Raw genomic sequence first — 17,363 nt, 5'->3', positions numbered from 1 at the left:
AGCCCCGGCAAACTACTCCGGGGCTAACTAAAATTAAACTATAAAACTGAACACAAAACGCCTGTTTTAGAAGGTCATTGGTCATCCGTCATTAGTCATTGCCTTTCGCTTCATTGCCTTTCGCCTTTAACCTTTATCCTTTCGCCTCTCCTTACGAGCATCCCATCGAACTACCGCAATTTAAACATTTATAGCAAGTTCCCGAGCGTATGGTAGTATGTCCGCAGCTATTGCAGGCCGGGGCATCGCTTTGTACACCCATGCTCAGGTCAACACTATATTGCTTCTTAATGCTGCTACTGCTACTATCAACTGGTATGGGCTGATAAACATTGCTCTCATCGGTATTAAAATCACTGTCGTCCATTTGCGGGTTGCCAATAACACCATTTTGCTCTGTTATTACGTGTACAAGGTCTGTACGGTTTTGATATTCGTAACCCAGCATTCTGAAAATATAATCAATAATACTTGTCGCACTTTTAATATTGGCATGACCAACCACCATACCGGCAGGCTCAAAGCGGGTAAAGGTGAACTTCTCTACATATTCCTCCAACGGCACGCCATACTGCAATCCCACCGAAACGGCAATGGCAAAACAGTTCATCAATGAGCGGAAGGTGGCACCCTCTTTGTGCATATCCACAAAGATTTCGCCCAAAGTGCCATCTTCATACTCACCGGTACGAACAAACACTGTTTGCCCGTCAATACTTGCTTTTTGCGTATAGCCCCTCCGTTTAAACGGCAAACTCTTCTTTTGCACCACCCTTGAGAGCTGGCGCATAAAGTTAGTGTCCTTTGATTTTTCCATTATCGCCATAGCCGCTTCTATCACCTGCTCGCTGGTCAAATCGCTCAATTTTACATTGGCAGCCTGGCCCAAAACCTCTTCAACAGTATCCAGCTTTTCGTCACTTACGGCTTCTTTTGTATCTGATTTTGTAGATAACGGCTGCGACAATTTACAGCCATCGCGATAAAGCGCATTGGCTTTTAAGCCTAATTGCCACGATAGCTCATAACAATCTTTTATCTCATCAACGTTAGCCTCATTGGGCAGGTTGATGGTTTTTGAAATAGCGCCTGACAAGAACGGCTGTGCTGCAGCCATCATTTTTATATGCCCGTGCGAGTGGATATAACGCTCGCCTTTTACGCCGCACTTATTGGCACAGTCAAATATTGGGTAATGCTCGGTTTTTAAATAAGGGGCACCCTCAATGGTCATAGTACCGCAGATATACTCATTAGCTTCGGCAATCTCCTTGCGGCTAAAACCTAATCCTTTTAATACATTAAAATCAGTAGCGTTATATTGCTCTGCTTTAAAGCCAAGGCGTTTTAAACAATCTTCGCCAAGCGACCAGATATTAAAGGCAAAACTAATTTCGAAGGCAGCAATAAGACCTTTGTCAAGTTTCTTCAGCTCATCATCAGTTAAACCTTTTGCTCTAAGCGAATCGGTATTAATATGCGGAGCGCCTTTTAAGGTGGCTGCACCTTTGGCATAGTTTACAATTGCGGTAACTTCATGACTTGCATAACCCAAATTTCTTAAAGCCTCGGGCACTGCCTGGTTAATGATCTTAAAATAACCGCCGCCCGATAGTTTTTTAAACTTTACCAAAGCAAAATCTGGCTCAATGCCTGTGGTATCACAATCCATAACAAGGCCGATAGTACCCGTTGGGGCAATAACAGTAGTTTGTGCATTGCGGTATCCGTACCGCTCGCCCATTTCAACTGCCTTATCCCAGGCATTGCATGCGGCGGATAACAGGTAATCAGGACAATCGGCCTGTTCAATTCCCGGAGGAGTTATTTCCAGGCCTTCATAGTTCCCGGTAGAGTTATAGGCAGCATAACGGTGGTTGCGCATTACACGCAGCATATGCTGTTTGTTATCTTCATAACAACTAAAAGTACCCAATTCCCTTGCCATCTCGGCCGAGGTTGCGTAGGCAGTGCCAGTCATGATAGCGGTAATGGCGCCACTGATAGCGCGGGCCTTTTTGCTGTCGTAAGGGATCCCGTTCAGCATCAATGCCGAACCAAGATTAGCATAACCTAAACCTAATGTGCGATAATCATATGATAACTGTGCAACTTCCTTAGACGGGAACTGCGCCATCAGTACAGAGATCTCTAATACTATGGTCCAGATGCGGCAGGCATGCTCAAAGCCTTTCACATCAAACACACGGGTCTTGGGATCAAAGAAATGGGCAAGGTTGATGGAGGCCAGGTTACATGCCGTATTATCCAAAAACATATATTCCGAACATGGGTTGGATGCATTGATCCTGCCGCCTTCCGGACAAGTATGCCATTCGTTTATCGTGCTGTCAAACTGTACCCCCGGATCAGCACAGGCCCAGGCTGCAAAGGCAATCTCATCCCATAATTTTTGTGATGAGATAGATTTAACAGCCTTGCCTGTCATCCTGCTGGTTAAGTCCCATGGCTTGCCATCTTTTAAAGCCTTAAAAAAACTGTTAGGAATGCGTACCGAGTTATTTGAATTTTGCCCGGATACAGTTTTATAAGCTTCGCCTTCATAGTCAGACGAGTATCCGGCTGCTATCAATGCAGCCACTTTCTTTTCTTCTTCAACCTTCCAGTTTACAAAGCTTTCTATTTCGGGGTGGTCCAAATCCAGGCAAACCATTTTGGCTGCCCTGCGGGTAGTCCCGCCTGATTTGATAGCGCCGGCTGCCCTGTCGCCTATTTTAAGGAACGACATCAGGCCTGATGAATAACCACCGCCTGCAAGTTTTTCACTATCACCCCTGATCTTTGAATAATTGGTGCCAACACCCGATCCGTATTTAAAAATGCGTGCCTCGCGTACCCACAGATCCATAATACCACCTTCATTCACCAAATCATCATCAACAGAAAGAATAAAACAGGCATGCGGCTGCGGGCGCTCATACGCCGATGTTGATTTGCTTAACTTCTCTGTTGTTGGGTCTACATAGTAATGCCCCTGCGGCTTCCCGGTAATGCCGTATGAGTTATACAAGCCGGTATTAAACCATTGCGGTGAGTTTGGCGCGGCCAGCTGCCCGGCAACAGTATAAACTATTTCATCATAAAAGATCTCAGCATCGGTTGGGGTGGCAAAATAACCGTAGCGTTCTCCCCATTCCATCCAGCAGGCAGCCATACGGTGGGCAACCTGTTTAATGCTATTTTCAGACCCTGTGGTTCCATCAGGCAGTGGCACACCGGCCTTGCGGAAATATTTTTGCGCTAATATATCGGTAGCCACCTGGCTCCATGTGGCAGGCACTTCTACATCGCTCATTTCAAATACCGCATCGCCGGATGGATTGCGGATTACCGATGACCGTTTTTCATATTTAAACAGATCAAAAACGCTGATCCCTTCTTTGGTAAAATACCTTTCAACTTTTAATCCTTTGCCGTTTTCGGTGATTGCTTTTTTGTAGATGTCGTCTCCCATTTTAATACAAGTGTAGTAAGTAGAATATTCAGTTAAGAAAAACTATAGGGGTTTTACGTAAAGCTACATACACATGGCAATGGAATTCAATTCAGAGTTTTCCACACTGTGTGAAGAAGGTGCCTGCTTATAGCGTAATATTGGTCAAATTATTAACTTACAGCCATTTAAATGTGTTGAAAAGTGATTTTGTGGATGAACGGGCGGGTCGAATTGAATTCGACCAAAGCGTTTGCTAAAAATGTGGCCGGGGCATGTCACATTAGCACAAATAACAATTTATTGCATATTGCTTTAATCCTGTTTAACGGAATAGGGTAGTATCCACGTGCTCCTTTAAATATTAAACAACTATTATAAGGCTGACCAACTTGTGCAATTCATTAAAATTGCAGAATTTAGTAGATCATAACATCAATATTAGATATGAAAAGGCTATTGTTTATTGCATCATTCGTAATAATAGGTTTTGGCGTAAAAGCACAAACCGCAGCCGCCCCTGTTAAGCTAACCGACACCGCCAAACTCTATCATCCTGAAGCAGATGCTAAGGCCGATATTGCCAATGCGGTAAAAAAGGCATCTGCCGGGCATAAAAATGTGTTGCTGCAAATTGGCGGCAACTGGTGTATTTGGTGTATCCGGTTTAACGACCTGGTTACCCGCGATCCTGACCTGGATAAATATGTACGCGATAACTATGTTATTGTACACGTAAATTACAGCAAAGAGAACACTAACGATAAGCTGCTTGCAGAGCTGGGCTATCCGCAGCGCTTTGGCTTCCCGGTATTTGTGGTGCTTGATGATAAAGGCAACCGGTTAAATACCGAAAATTCAAGCTATTTGGAAGAAGGCAAAGGCCATAGCAAAGAAAAAGTGATGGGCTTTTTTAAGGATTGGTCGCCGGCAGCAATTGACCCGAAGAGTTACGAGAAGGCGAAATAAGATATTAATCTTTGATCATCCCCGCTGGCTGTGTCCTCACAGCTCGCCACAGGACAGGAAGTGGGATAAGCAGCGGAAGAACACACCCATCCACCCCTCTCACGAGAGAAATCGCACTACCCGGGCTTTTAAAGAAACCCTTCTAACACGACAGGTTTCACACCCATCATTATTTTAGAAATGTATTATATTTTTACATAAATATAATACTAATTAAACTTTGGCTTCGTTATTGTAGTCCTAATTGGTATAACAAAAAAGTGACAATATGAAAACTTTAAGAATTTGTTGGGACTATTACTTCGCCAATTTAAATAAATTACGGGTAAAAGCCTGCCAGGCGGAGGTGTATTAATATTTAGTGAGTGGTTGATTGGGTTGATTAAGTGAGTAGTTAAATTTAAAAAAACTTAATCAACCGCTCACTTAATCAACTTAGTCAACCCATTATTCAATAACAGTAACCTTAAGCATATTGGTTTTGGCCCTTTTTGAAATTGGCACCGAAGCTGTGTTAATTACCACATCACCTTCCTGTACCAGGTTAGCCGCTTTAAGCATGTTATTTACATCGCTTATAGTTTGGTCGGTGCTTTCTTCCTTGTCATAATAAAAGGTACGTACGCCCCATAGTAGGCTTAATGCATTTAAAAGGTGCTTGTTGGCGGTAAAAATATAAGTGCCGGCTTTTGGCCTGTAGCTTGATATTTCAAAGGCGGTATACCCTGAGGTTGTCATTGATACAATACCTAGTGCATTGGTATGCTCAGCCAAATAAACCGCCGAACCACATACAGCATCACTTAAATAATCAACAGATTTTGTATCAGTATTCGCCGCTTTATCGGTGTTGAAAGGATAGCCCAGATCTTCAACATTGCGAATAATTTTTGCCATTGTTTCAATAACTATTACCGGGAACTCACCAACCGAAGTTTCTCCACTAAGCATTACTGCATCAGCGCCATCAAGTACAGAGTTGGCAACGTCGTTCACCTCTGCACGGGTTGGGCGTGGTGTTGTGATCATTGATTCAAGCATCTGCGTAGCAACAATTACCGGTTTTGATGCTTCACGGCATTTGCGCGCAATCATTTTTTGCAATAATGGCACTTCTTCCAGCGGCATTTCAACGCCCAGGTCGCCACGGGCAACCATTACGCCATCAGTAGCAGCAATTATTTCATCAATATTATCAATAGCCTCAGGCTTTTCAACCTTGGCAATTACTTTGGCAGCTTTGCCGCTATCAGCAATTATTTTCTTTAATTCAAGTATATCCTGGCCGGTACGTACAAATGAAAGGCCTATCCAATCTACGTCCCAATCCAAAGCATATTTAAGGTTTTCAAGGTCCTCCTCTGTTAGGCTTGGGATTGATACTTTTGTGTTTGGCAGGTTAACACCTTTACGCGATGTTAAGATCCCGCCGTGTACAATTTCGCAAACAACGGTATCAACTTTGTTGGTTTCAATAACCTTCATCTGGATCTTTCCGTCATCGAGCAAAATAATTTCATCCGGCTGTACATCCTGCGGGAAGGTATCATAAGTTATGTAGATCTGGTTATCATCACCAATCAGCTCATGCGTGGTAATATTTATACGGGTTCCGTTAACCAGGTGAATGCCGCCGTCTTTTACCAGGCCTATGCGGATCTTAGGTCCCTGCAGGTCGGCTAATATGCCTACATTGGTTTTATATTCTGCATTTATTTCGCGAATGGTATCAATCACTGCTTTATGATCCTGTGCTTTTCCATGCGAAAAGTTTAAACGGCAAATGTTAACGCCAGCCTGTATCATGGCTAACAAAACTTCTTTTTTTGCCGAAGCGGGCCCCATTGTGGCAACGATTTTAGTCCGGTTATAATATAATTTCATACTTACTTGGTTAATGCAGCTTATAAAGGTTATGTTTAGTGTACCTGTAACACTTTTAAAAATTTGCGCTAAAATAAGAGATTTTCACGTGATTTTATTTTTTTAGGATCAATCTTTACTGCGGCAACAATTTCCGGTATCTTATTTAAAGCTGAAATTAGGTTATCAAGGTCATTCTCATCGATATAATTTTTTATCAACAGAAAATAATCTGCCTTCCGCATCTCGGGTATCAGATAACCGTCAGAGCCTTTATTGGCGATAAAATAAAAATCAGTCCCTGTTGCTTCCCAATTATAGTGATAAATAGAAAATAAAACAGGCTCAATTCCGTGGTTAATGTCAACTTCCAGATCGGGAATTTTTACCAAATTGAAGCTTAAAGCCTTGTTAATCAGATAACAAACGCGATAATCTTTCAGCGAAGTTGTGACCGCAATGAGAACAAAATCAAGATCGATCTCAAACTTTAAAAATTTCCTGTTCAAAATCATTACTTTTGCAGCGGTAAAAATACAAAATCGAAACACTTGCAATAAAATATTGTTGCATATAATGCAAAAGTTTTTAGATTTGATATTTAACAGAATTTATTTTTCTTTGCACTGAATTTATTTAATCATTTAAACTATAAGACTATGTCTGATATCGCTTCAAGAGTAAAAGCTATTATCGTAGAAAAATTAGGTGTTGACGAAAGTGAAGTTACACCCGAAGCTAGCTTCACCAATGATCTTGGTGCTGACTCGTTGGACACCGTGGAATTAATCATGGAGTTTGAAAAAGAATTTAACGTAGCTATTCCTGACGATCAGGCCGAAACTATCGGAACTGTAGGTCAGGCTGTTGCTTACCTTGAAAAAAACGTTAAATAAGAACTCCCCCAACCTTATTAAATGGAGTTTAAAAGAGTTGTTGTAACCGGGCTTGGAGCACTCACCCCAATTGGTAATAACGTTCCTGAATACTGGGAATCATTACTTAATGGTGTGAGTGGCGCTGCCTTGATTAAGAGTTTTGATACTGAGAAGTTCAAAACCAAATTTGCGTGCGAAGTAAAAAACTTTGATGCGGATGCCTTTTTAGGCCGGAAAGATGCACGAAAGCTTGATCCCTTTGTTCAATATGCCCTATTTTCAACAGAAGAAGCGGTAAAAGATGCAGGGCTGAATTTTGATTTGCTTGATACCAATCGTATCGGCGTTATCTGGGGTTCGGGCATAGGTGGTTTAAAAACGTTTTTAGATGAGGTTGTAAACTTTGCTAAAGGCGATGGTACACCACGTTTTAACCCGTTCTTTATTCCAAAAATGATAGCTGATATTGCCCCTGGCCATATCTCTATAAAATATGGTTTACGCGGACCAAACTTTTCTACAGTTTCTGCCTGCGCATCATCAAATAATTCGCTTATTGATTCATTTAATTATATCCGCCTGGGTAAAGCTAATATGTTTATAAGCGGAGGTTCTGAAGCTATTATTAATGAAGCAGGTATTGGCGGATTTAACGCCATGCATGCCTTGTCAACCCGTAATGATGATCCGGCAACGGCATCACGTCCTTTTGATTTGGATAGGGACGGCTTTGTAGCAGGTGAAGGTGCAGGAACTATTATACTGGAAGAGCTGGAGCATGCTAAAAAACGCGGAGCAAAAATTTATGCCGAAATGATTGGCGGCGGCATGAGTGCCGATGCTTATCACATGACAGCCCCGCATCCGGAAGGATTAGGCGCTGCCCTGGTAATGAGACATGCTTTGGAAGATGCAGGTATTACACCGGCAGATATTGATTATGTAAATGTGCATGGTACATCAACGCCAATAGGCGACCCGCAAGAGGTTAAGGCCATACAGGATGTTTATGGCGATGAGATTTACAGGATAAATATAAGTTCAACCAAATCAATGACAGGGCATTTATTAGGTGCTGCGGGTGCGGTTGAGGCCATTGCTGCTATTTTAGCTTTAAAAAATGACATTGTTCCGCCAACGATCAATCATTTTACTGATGATCCGGCTTTTGATCCAAAAATTAATTTTACGTTCAATAAGGCACAGAAACGTGTAGTAAATATAGCACAAAGCAATGGGTTTGGTTTTGGCGGGCACAACGCTTCTGTGATATTTAAAAAGTACGAAGAATAATACACTGGATGCCTATAAGTCGTTTTTACAAGCTATATTTCTCTCCCAATAGAAAATATGTAAAGATTTTAAAAAATTTGCTCGGTTTTGTACCGGGCAATTTGTCGTTATACAAACTGGCATTCCGGCATAAATCTGTTGCGCAAAATATAAAAAAGGGAGTTAAGAACAGTAATGAGCGACTTGAATTTTTAGGCGATGCCGTGCTGGGCAGCGTAGTTGCCGAAGTGCTTTTTAAACTTTATCCATATGAGGACGAGGGCTTTTTAACCGAGCTGCGCTCAAAAATTGTAAGCAGGAATAACCTTAACCAACTTGCCCGTAAACTTGGCTTTGATAAGCTGATAGAATATGATAGCCGCATGCTTAACTCATCAAGACAAGGCTCATTGCTTGGTGATGCCTTTGAAGCGCTGATAGGTGCAGTATACCTGGATAAGGGCTATGATTTTACACGCAGCTTTTTGGTAAATCATATTATCAAATCGCATGTGGATATTCATACGCTCGAACAAACCGAAAGTAATTTTAAAAGTAAGCTGATTGAATGGTGCCAGCGCCACAGCAAGGATATTTCGTTTGACCTGGTTAGTAATGAGGAAGGTGAAAACGTCAAGCTATTTACTGTACAGGCCCTTATTGACGGTGAAGTAATGGGGCAGGGAAAAGAATTCAGCAAAAAGAACGCCGAAAAGCTTGCCGCCGAAAAAGCTTGTGAAGCACTGGGGATCTGAGGGATTTCGATGGGTTGAAACCCATCGTTACAAAATGCTTCGAGCCTGCGGGTCTTAAAAAAGCTTTAGTATAAAGTCATATGAATCATCAGAGGCGTAGCCTCGGACAATATTGTAACAACGGATTTTAATCCGTTGAAAACAAGACGGCAATGGATCAGGATGCTTACGGCTGATCCTGCTTTGGCTTGATAAATGTCGGCTGGTTAAGCTGCTGTAGTTTTTCTTTATCAGCTGATTTATCGTAAAATTCGTATGATTTCCTGATCTGTTTTATTAGTTCATAATCATTCCATCCTTTAAGGTCTTCGTAGGATGGTGTATAATATTCCATAAACTTTTTCGCAACGGTATCACTGGTATTGGTTACCCGCGCTACAAGCGCTACACTATATCTTCGCCTAACCTCGGCATATTCAAGTTCGCCCTTTGAGAAGTTTGCAAAGCGGCGCGCATTGCTGGGGCCTTTACCAAAAAGCTCATATAGCCCTGTTAATGGCGATGTTAAAAAAGACAATACCGGTGGTTTCCCATCGTAATAAATGCCTTGCTTCCTATATTCGCCCATTACTTCGTTTAATTCCTGGCGCTTTGTCTGGCCTTTTATAGTAACCTGGTCAAGCTGGATAACAGGCTGCATGTAAACGGGGATATCAGCCTTGGCGGTAATTACAACCTTTTGGTCTGTATAATTAATTTTACTAAAAATAAGGGTATCACCAATGGTTGCATCGATAGAAAACCATCCAAGCTCATCACTCATTTTAATATCCCTGCTCCGCAAATTGGTTATCAGCACCTGGGCTATCCTTTCAACACTCACGCTCCTTGATATAACACCCCTTACAACAAACGTTTGCTGGGCTTGCGCCTGAATCAAAGAGCTAAGGCAAAGCAGAATAATTGTAAAAATTTTATAGCGCATCCGGGGCAAAGTTAAAGATTGTATGCCAGAGTAAATGTAAAAAAATGTTAAAGTGAGTGGTTACCGGTTGTAGATTAGCATTTCGTTAACTATAATCGAAGGCCAAAACCACAAAATTCAGGCGGGAAATCTATTTTCCGATTCCCTAAAAAAACTGTCTTATTTACTAATTGCAGCCCCATTATTATCCCAGTTTTTGGCAGGATAGTTGTGCATTTTATATATTCAAAAACTATAGCTATGGAAGCCATTGAAAAATCAATTGAGGTATTAAACGACCTGATAGAAATTAACAACGACCGTGTTGCTGGCTTCACCCATGCGGCAAAAGAATTAAATGATAAAGATCTTGATCTAAAGGTTCTTTTTAAGGAGTTAAGGGATGATAGCCGTGAAAATGTGCATGAACTTGGTACGGCTATAAATAAAAATGGCGGAGAAGTTGAAATGAGCATGAGCGGGAGCGGTACCTTGCATCGCATTTGGCTTGATGTTAAAGCTACCTTTAGCGGGCACAACCGTAAAAGTATATTAGCAGAATGTGAACGCGGTGAAGATGCTATAATAAAAGCATATCAAACGGCCCTGTCTCCAAATAGCGGTTTGTCTCCTGCATTTAAAGAAATTGTGCTGCGCCAGCAAAAAGGCATTGTAGCATCACATAACAAAATAAGAGCATTGCGCGATAGCGAGACATAAATGTTGAGGACTGATTAATTTGCAGTTTAGATATAAACAAATTCTGAACAAGTGCTGCTTTTATGAGCAGCCTTTGTTTAGAACTTGGGGGGTTTGGTGAGTATGGCTACACTTATTCTACTAATATTTTATCAGGAAATAACCCGTTTTATGCCTTAAAATCCCTTTATCCTTATATTCCAAAATATAAAAATAAGTGCCCGCGTGCTGCATTGTTCCGTTAATGCTGGAATGTCCGTCAAACACTTTATTTACATTGTTGTAACCTGACGTTTCGTATACCTTTTGTCCGCTTTTGCTCATTAACACCAGCTTATTATCCGGATAATTTAATATGCCATCAACCATCAGCACATCTCCCACGCCATCACCATTTGGCGACATGGAATGTTTTACTGCAGGTTGCCCGGTTGCATCAAGAGCCAAAGTATCAACCTGGAAACTTAAAGCCATACCCTGTGTTGCCGCGACGTCTACTTTAATGTTTAATGTGGTAATACTGGTTCCTCCTGAATTATAGGCCGTAATAGTGTAATTTGTAGCTGCATGCACAGCTGTTGGCGTACCGCTTATAATACCTGTTATAGGGTTAATAGTTAAACCGGAAGGTAAAGCCGGACTTATGGAATAACCTGTAGGCCCAATTTTTCTGATCATAAAATTATACATGTCTTTTACATATAAATTGCCGGATGCATCAAAAGCCATACCTGCAGGATTGTTAAAACGTGAACCTGCAAGGTCTGAGTTTATTACGCCAGCCGTAGTACCTGCATAAGTAGTTACAACCCCGGCTTGAGTAACTTTGCGAATAAGCTGGTTACCTGAGTCGGCTATATATAAGTCTCCTCCTTTATCTATAGCAATCCCCTCTGTAAAATTAAACCTGGCCTGGCTGCCCGTTCCATTAATTGCTGAGCCATAAAAGCCAAAAACCTGGCCGGCTATTGTTGTAAATGTGCCATCGGGGGTTATTTTGTTTACATCATCATATCCTGTAGTATATAAATTTCCTGCGCCATCTATAGTTATTCCATAATCCAGAATTAAACCGCTATTATACAATAACGTTGTTACTACCCCTGCCGGGGTAATTTTCCTGATTTTTCCGTAATCTAAAACAATAATATTTCCCGAAGCGTCTGTAGTAAGATCCTGTATTTGTGAAAAACCTGCTGCGGAACCCGTCCCATCATATGAAGTATTACTGCCTCCGGCAAGCGTAGTTACTACACCATCCGGAGTTATTTTTCTTATGTATCTCACATCAGAAACATAAAAATTGCCCGATGAATCAATGGTAATAGCATTAGGGCTTATAAAGCCTGCGTTTGTACCGGTTCCATCACCTAATCCATTATTGTCGCGGTTCCCGGCAAACGTGCTAACAACACCTGCCGGTGTAATTTTTCGAATTACAAAATTAAACTGATCAGCCAAATACATATTACCCGCTTTATCAAAAACCATTTTGCCAGCACCTGCAGCAAACCTTGCCGCAGTTCCGTTTCCATCCAAATAGGCACCCACCCCGCTTCCTGCAAACGTGCTTACTGCCTGCTGTGTATTTAAAGGTACTGCACCACCGGTGTTTACAGGGCTTAAAGGTGCTATAGCGTTATCTTTAGTGTATGTTTGCGCTTCCCCATAACTAATTGATGGTGCTGCTACTGTTGATGAATTAACAGTGAAACTAACAGATACCGAACTGCTTCCCATTGTATTATAGCCCGTAATGGTAAATGGGGTTGTTGGTATTATTGCCGTTGGGGTACCACTAATTACTCCTGTTGTGCCGTCAAATGACAACGTCTGTGGTAGTGGCGGATAAATGCCGTAGCCGGTAATATTTATTTTTTCAATTTCGTTGTTTCCGCTATCACTGATATAAAGGTTGCCCATGTCATCTAAAGCTAAAGAGCTGGGCGTCATTAATGAAGCCGTGTTATATGATGGCACAGTGAAGATGTGACTGCTTGCTACAGTTGTTACTACGCCGCCGGGGGTTATTTTCCTAATTGATCCGCCAAAAGAATCAGCCACATATATATTTCCCGCCTTGTCAATAGCTAATCCCATGGGGTTGTAAAAACTTGCTGCCGTTCCGGTACCATTAGCACTACCTGCGGTACCGCTTCCAGCAAAGGTTGTTACTACACCCGCCGCGGTTATTTTGCGGATAAGGTTGTTACCCGAGTCGCCCACATAAACGTTTCCGGCGGCATCGGCAACAACCCCGCGGGGTGTTAAAAAAGTTGCCGCAGCGCCTGTGCCGTTATCAGCCCCGCCCATACCATTTCCGGCAAGAGTTGATACAATACCTTCAGGCGTTACTTTACGGATCTTATTATTACCATTGTCGGCAACGTACAAATTCCCTGATACATCAATTGCTATATTATAAGGATTTTTAAAAGTTGCAGCAATCCCGGTACCGTCTGCCGAACCTGCAGCGCCACTGCCGGCAAAGGTTGTTACAACTGCCGTCGGTGTTATTTTACGAATAACATTCCCGCCATATTCGGAAACGTAAATATTACCCGATATATCAATAGCCAGGCCCCAGGGAGCATTAAAGCTTGCTGAGGTGCCAGTGCCATTTATGGTACTGGCATTACCGCTTCCGGCAAATGTACTAACTACTCCAGCCGGAGTTATTTTGCGGATAAGGTTATTATAGGCATCGGCAACATATAAATTACCGGCCTTATCTGTAGCGGTGGCTACAGGGTTACTAAATTTTGCTGCCGGACCTGTGCCATTAATGGCTCCCGCGGCGCTGTTCCCTGCTAACAGGCTCACCTGACCGTAAATAGCCTGGGGAACCGCACCGCCAGTATTTGCCGGGGTTAACATTGTTATAGGTAAACCTAGTACATATGGCTCTGGCTGATTATAACTTATTGCCGGAACAGCACCCGCTACAGGGTTATTAACAGCAATATTTAAATTAAATAAACTGTTGCCACCCAGGTTAGCGGCGGTTACAACGTATGTTGTTGCCGGGCTTACCACTGCTGTTGTACCACTTATAACACCCGTTGGCCCATCAATATTTAAACCGGCAGGCAAGGCAGGGCTTACACCATAGCCGGTTAAATTTATTTTCCTGACGACACGGTTATAACTATCAGCAATATATAAACTCCCGGAGCCGTTTGTGGTTAAGCCCATCGGGTTGTAAAAGCGTGCGGCGGAACCTATACCATTTATTGCGCCTGATGACTGATTGCCCGCGATGGTTACAACTGTTCCATCGGGCGTGATCATCCTTATAAAATGGCTATCGGTTATGTATATATTGCCCCAAATATCGGTGGTTATGCCGTTTAATTCACTAAAACTTGCTGAAGTGTTTTTTCCGTCAATAAATGCATTACGCCCAGAGCCTGCTAATGTGGTCACTACCCCGGCGGGCGTAATTTTACGCACCAGGTAGTTAAAAGCATCATCCACATAAATATTACCCGAACCATCTGAGGCAATGCCACGCGGGCTATGAAAATAGGCGACCGTACCGGGTCCGTTTAATGATCCCTGATTACCACTGCCGGCAAAAGTTGTTACCACCGCGGCAGGAGTTATTTTCCGGATAATGTTATGATATGAATCGGCCACATAAATATTCCCTTCGGGGTCGCAGGTTAAGCCGTCAATATAACCAAAACTGGCAGCCGTACCTGTGCCATTGTCTGTGCCAAAAGTCCCACTGCCCGCAAATGTAGTTACCACGCCGGCGGGGGTTATTTTACGGATAACAAAATAGTTTACTTCACCAACATATAAATTACCGCTCGGGTCAATGGCTATTGATCTGGGGTCAACAAAGCTGGCTGCTGTGCCGGTTCCGTTAACTATAGCACCTGTACCATTACCGGCAATGGTAGTTACTATGCCGGCAGGGGTTATTTTCCTGATGATATTATTACCTGCATCGGCAATATAAAGATTGCCGGCAACATCAGATACAACAGCTTGAGGTAACGAAAAACTGGCCGCCGTACCTGTCCCGTCAACCGCACCTATTGTACCGCTGCCTGCATATGTGGTAACCTGCCCATAGGCGGCGGCAGGCACTGCTCCGCCCGCATTGGTTGCACTCAATGCAGGTATTTTAATCCCGCTTGTATAAAGCTGTGGGTTTGAATAACTGATAAGCGGCGCGTTTAGGCCCGATGCTACATTTAAAGTACCGGCCACATAAGTAATGGCATAGTTTGCAGCAACAGCCCCGCTTACAGTAATTGGATAGCTGCCTGCGGCTGAAGTTGTTGTAGCTGTTGTAGATACTGTAGGCTGTGTAGTTAAACTTGCTGTGGTGTTGTCATTTACAAAACCGGTATAAGTTACCGTTAATGCCGGGTTTGCCGCGCCGTAAGCTTTTGTTTTATTTTCGGCTGTTATAATTAATGGGGCTTTACTTACTGTTAGTGCCCCTGCAATATATTTAATTGTATAATTTGCCGAAGCAGCACCGCTTGCTGTTATTGGATACGACCCTGGTATTGATGCGGCTGTTGCTGTAGTTGCAAATGCCGGTTTGGTTGTTAGGCTTGTTTCGGTATTTTCATTTACAAAGCCTGTATAACTTGCTGTAAACGCGGGGTTTACCGCCCCGTAAACCCTTGATTGGTTTATCGCGGCAATAGTTAAAGGTGCGGGGTTTATTGTTATTTTGCCTGCTAAATAAGTGAAGGTATAATTTGCAGAAGCCGCCCCATCCGGGATTAACGGATAACTGCCAACCGCCGACGCAGTCGTAGCCGTTGTAGTAACTTTTGGCTTTGTGGCTAAACTGGCCTCTGTGTTACCGTTAACAAAGCCAACATATGCTGTTATAAATGTGGGGTTTGCCGCGCCATATGTTTTTACCTGGTTAGCTGCGATAACTGTTAGCGGCGCTTTGTTAACGGTTAAGGCACTGTTAACATATACAATAATGTAGCTTGCTGCTACTGCCCCGCTTACCGTTATCGGGTAACTTCCCGCTGGAGATGTTGTTGTTGCTGTTGTTGTTATTGTTGGTTTGGTTGTTAAACTAGCGTCTGTACTGCCATTTACAAAACCGGCATAGGTAAGTGTTAAGGCGGGGTTTGCCGCTCCGTAGGTTTTTGTTTTGGTTACCGCTGTTATTGTTAATACCGGCTTGGTAACAGTTAAGGTGCCGTTAACATAGGCGATGGTATAATTTGCCGCTGCTGCCCCGCTCACTGCTATCGGATAACTTCCTACCAGCGACGCTGCTGTTGCCGTAGTGGTAATTGTTGGCTTGGCTGTTAAGGTTGCCTCGGTATTGCCATTTACAAAACCGGTATAAGTTACTGCTAAAGCGGGGTTGGCTGCTGTATAGGTTTTGGTTTGGTTTACGGCTTTTATTATCAAAGCAGCTTTATTAATGGTTATTTTACCTGCTAAATAGGTAAAGGTGTAGTTTGCAGAAACAGCCCCGCCAGGGGTTAAAGGATAGTTTCCCGGTACAGATGCTGTTGTTGCCGTAGTGGTAACAGTTGGCTTTGTGGTTAAACTGGCTTCGGTATTGCCATTAACAAACCCCACATATGCCATTACAAATGCAGGGTTTGCAGCTCCGTAACTTTTAACCTGATTTGCCGCAACAACGGTTAATGTTGCTTTATTAACGGTTATTTTACCTGCTAAATAGGTAAAGGTGTAGTTTGCAGAAACAGCCCCGTCCGGGGTTAAAGGGTAATTTCCCGGTACTGATGCTGTTGTTGCCGTAGTGGCAACAGTTGGCTTTTTAGTTAAACTGGCCTCAGTATTGCCATTAACAAAACCTACATAAGCAATTACAAATACAGGATTTGCGGCTCCATATGTTTTTATTTGATTTGCAGCAATAACAGTTAATGCTGCTTTATTAACCGTTAGCGTTTGCATAACAGCTGCAGCTGCGTTATAATTTGCGTTTCCGGCCTGTGTTGCTGTAATTATCGCTGTGCCAGCTGCTATTATATGGATCTTGCCACTTACAATGGTTGCAACGGCTGTGTTGTTGCTGGTATAAGTAACGGCTAAACCTGAACTGGCCTTAGCGGCCGGATCCAGATCTGCCGCACCGTACTTTTGTGCAGCCATCGCAGTAAATGTAATGGCTTGATTTGTTTTGGCAAACCCATTAGAGTGATTATTATTTACGCGTATAAATTTGGCATCGGATCCCGGTACAATAAATATAAATACTAACAGGAAAAGTATAATTTTATTCATATTGTGATATTAAGGCCTTAAGCATAACAGCCGGTTATTCGTCAACAGGATTATAATAAATGGACTGTATTCATCCTGATCAAAAAATTTATATTTCTTCGTCAAAAAATGCCGTTTTATGCATGTTTATTTTGAAAAAGTATTGCTGTTGCAATATAAGCAACAAGTATTCAAAGTATTACAGCGATGATAAATAATTATTATTTTCGTTTGTGTTAAAGTTTGATCGTTTTAATATGATAATAATAATTTCACCTCCTCCTTTTAAAATCTCTAAATTCTCTTAATTCCGTACACCTTATTAACAGGTATATCAATAT

At 42.4% G+C, this 17,363-nt stretch carries 10 protein-coding genes; 5 read left to right on the top strand and 5 right to left on the bottom strand.

The genetic code is table 11. From position 1 onward, the window contains the following. Positions 1-151: 151 nt before the first annotated feature. A complete protein-coding gene (locus tag JWQ54_RS15910; RefSeq protein WP_299586573.1) occupies positions 152-3,475 on the bottom strand; it encodes a vitamin B12-dependent ribonucleotide reductase in 3,324 nt (1,107 codons plus the stop codon). 426 nt (positions 3,476-3,901) lie between these two features. Between JWQ54_RS15910 and JWQ54_RS15905 the strand changes: the two genes are divergently transcribed. Beyond that, complete coding sequence (locus JWQ54_RS15905; RefSeq protein ID WP_299586570.1) at positions 3,902-4,423, top strand: thioredoxin family protein; 522 nt, start codon at positions 3,902-3,904, stop codon at positions 4,421-4,423. A gap of 447 nt (positions 4,424-4,870) precedes the next feature. Here the strand turns inward: JWQ54_RS15905 and pyk are convergent, their stop codons facing one another. Together pyk and JWQ54_RS15895 are read right to left on the bottom strand one after the other, a co-directional pair. Further along, positions 4,871-6,307 (bottom strand): pyruvate kinase, encoded by a 1,437-nt coding sequence (pyk, locus tag JWQ54_RS15900; RefSeq protein WP_299586567.1) that lies wholly within the window; start codon positions 6,305-6,307, stop codon positions 4,871-4,873. A 68-nt stretch (positions 6,308-6,375) separates the two neighbouring features. Further along, the gene (locus JWQ54_RS15895) at positions 6,376-6,801 is read right to left on the bottom strand and encodes an IPExxxVDY family protein (RefSeq protein ID WP_299586565.1); all 426 of its coding nucleotides are present in this window, start codon (positions 6,799-6,801) and stop codon (positions 6,376-6,378) included. A 144-nt stretch (positions 6,802-6,945) separates the two neighbouring features. Here JWQ54_RS15895 and JWQ54_RS15890 point away from each other — a divergent pair, with 144 nt between their 5' ends. The 3 genes from JWQ54_RS15890 to rnc are packed head-to-tail and all read left to right on the top strand — an operon-like array spanning position 6,946 to position 9,191. Then, entirely contained in the window at positions 6,946-7,182 is a 237-nt protein-coding gene (locus JWQ54_RS15890) for an acyl carrier protein (protein WP_031266521.1), read from the top strand. Positions 7,183-7,203: 21 nt separating this feature from the next. Continuing rightward, positions 7,204-8,457 (top strand): beta-ketoacyl-ACP synthase II, encoded by a 1,254-nt coding sequence (gene fabF, locus JWQ54_RS15885; RefSeq protein ID WP_299586562.1) that lies wholly within the window; start codon positions 7,204-7,206, stop codon positions 8,455-8,457. 8 nt (positions 8,458-8,465) lie between these two features. Further along, positions 8,466-9,191 (top strand): ribonuclease III, encoded by a 726-nt coding sequence (rnc, locus tag JWQ54_RS15880; protein ID WP_299586559.1) that lies wholly within the window; start codon positions 8,466-8,468, stop codon positions 9,189-9,191. 166 nt (positions 9,192-9,357) lie between these two features. On the opposite strand, the gene JWQ54_RS15875 is transcribed toward rnc, so the two are convergent. After that, the gene (locus JWQ54_RS15875) at positions 9,358-10,116 is read right to left on the bottom strand and encodes a hypothetical protein (protein ID WP_299586557.1); all 759 of its coding nucleotides are present in this window, start codon (positions 10,114-10,116) and stop codon (positions 9,358-9,360) included. Positions 10,117-10,356: 240 nt separating this feature from the next. Here JWQ54_RS15875 and JWQ54_RS15870 point away from each other — a divergent pair, with 240 nt between their 5' ends. Next, positions 10,357-10,815, top strand: a complete 459-nt coding sequence (locus JWQ54_RS15870) for a PA2169 family four-helix-bundle protein (RefSeq protein ID WP_299586555.1) — start codon at positions 10,357-10,359, stop codon at positions 10,813-10,815. A gap of 120 nt (positions 10,816-10,935) precedes the next feature. Here JWQ54_RS15870 and JWQ54_RS15865 read toward each other — a convergent pair whose 3' ends face one another. Continuing rightward, positions 10,936-17,043: an MBG domain-containing protein gene (locus tag JWQ54_RS15865; RefSeq protein ID WP_299586552.1), complete on the bottom strand. Its 6,108-nt coding sequence runs from the start codon at positions 17,041-17,043 to the stop codon at positions 10,936-10,938. Positions 17,044-17,363: the final 320 nt, after the last annotated feature.

Source organism: Mucilaginibacter sp., from assembly GCF_028288225.1.
In the GTDB taxonomy this organism is placed as follows: Bacteria; Bacteroidota; Bacteroidia; order Sphingobacteriales; family Sphingobacteriaceae; genus Mucilaginibacter.
Note: the sequence above shows the minus strand (reverse complement) of the source record. Positions and strands in the feature narration are given on the sequence as shown.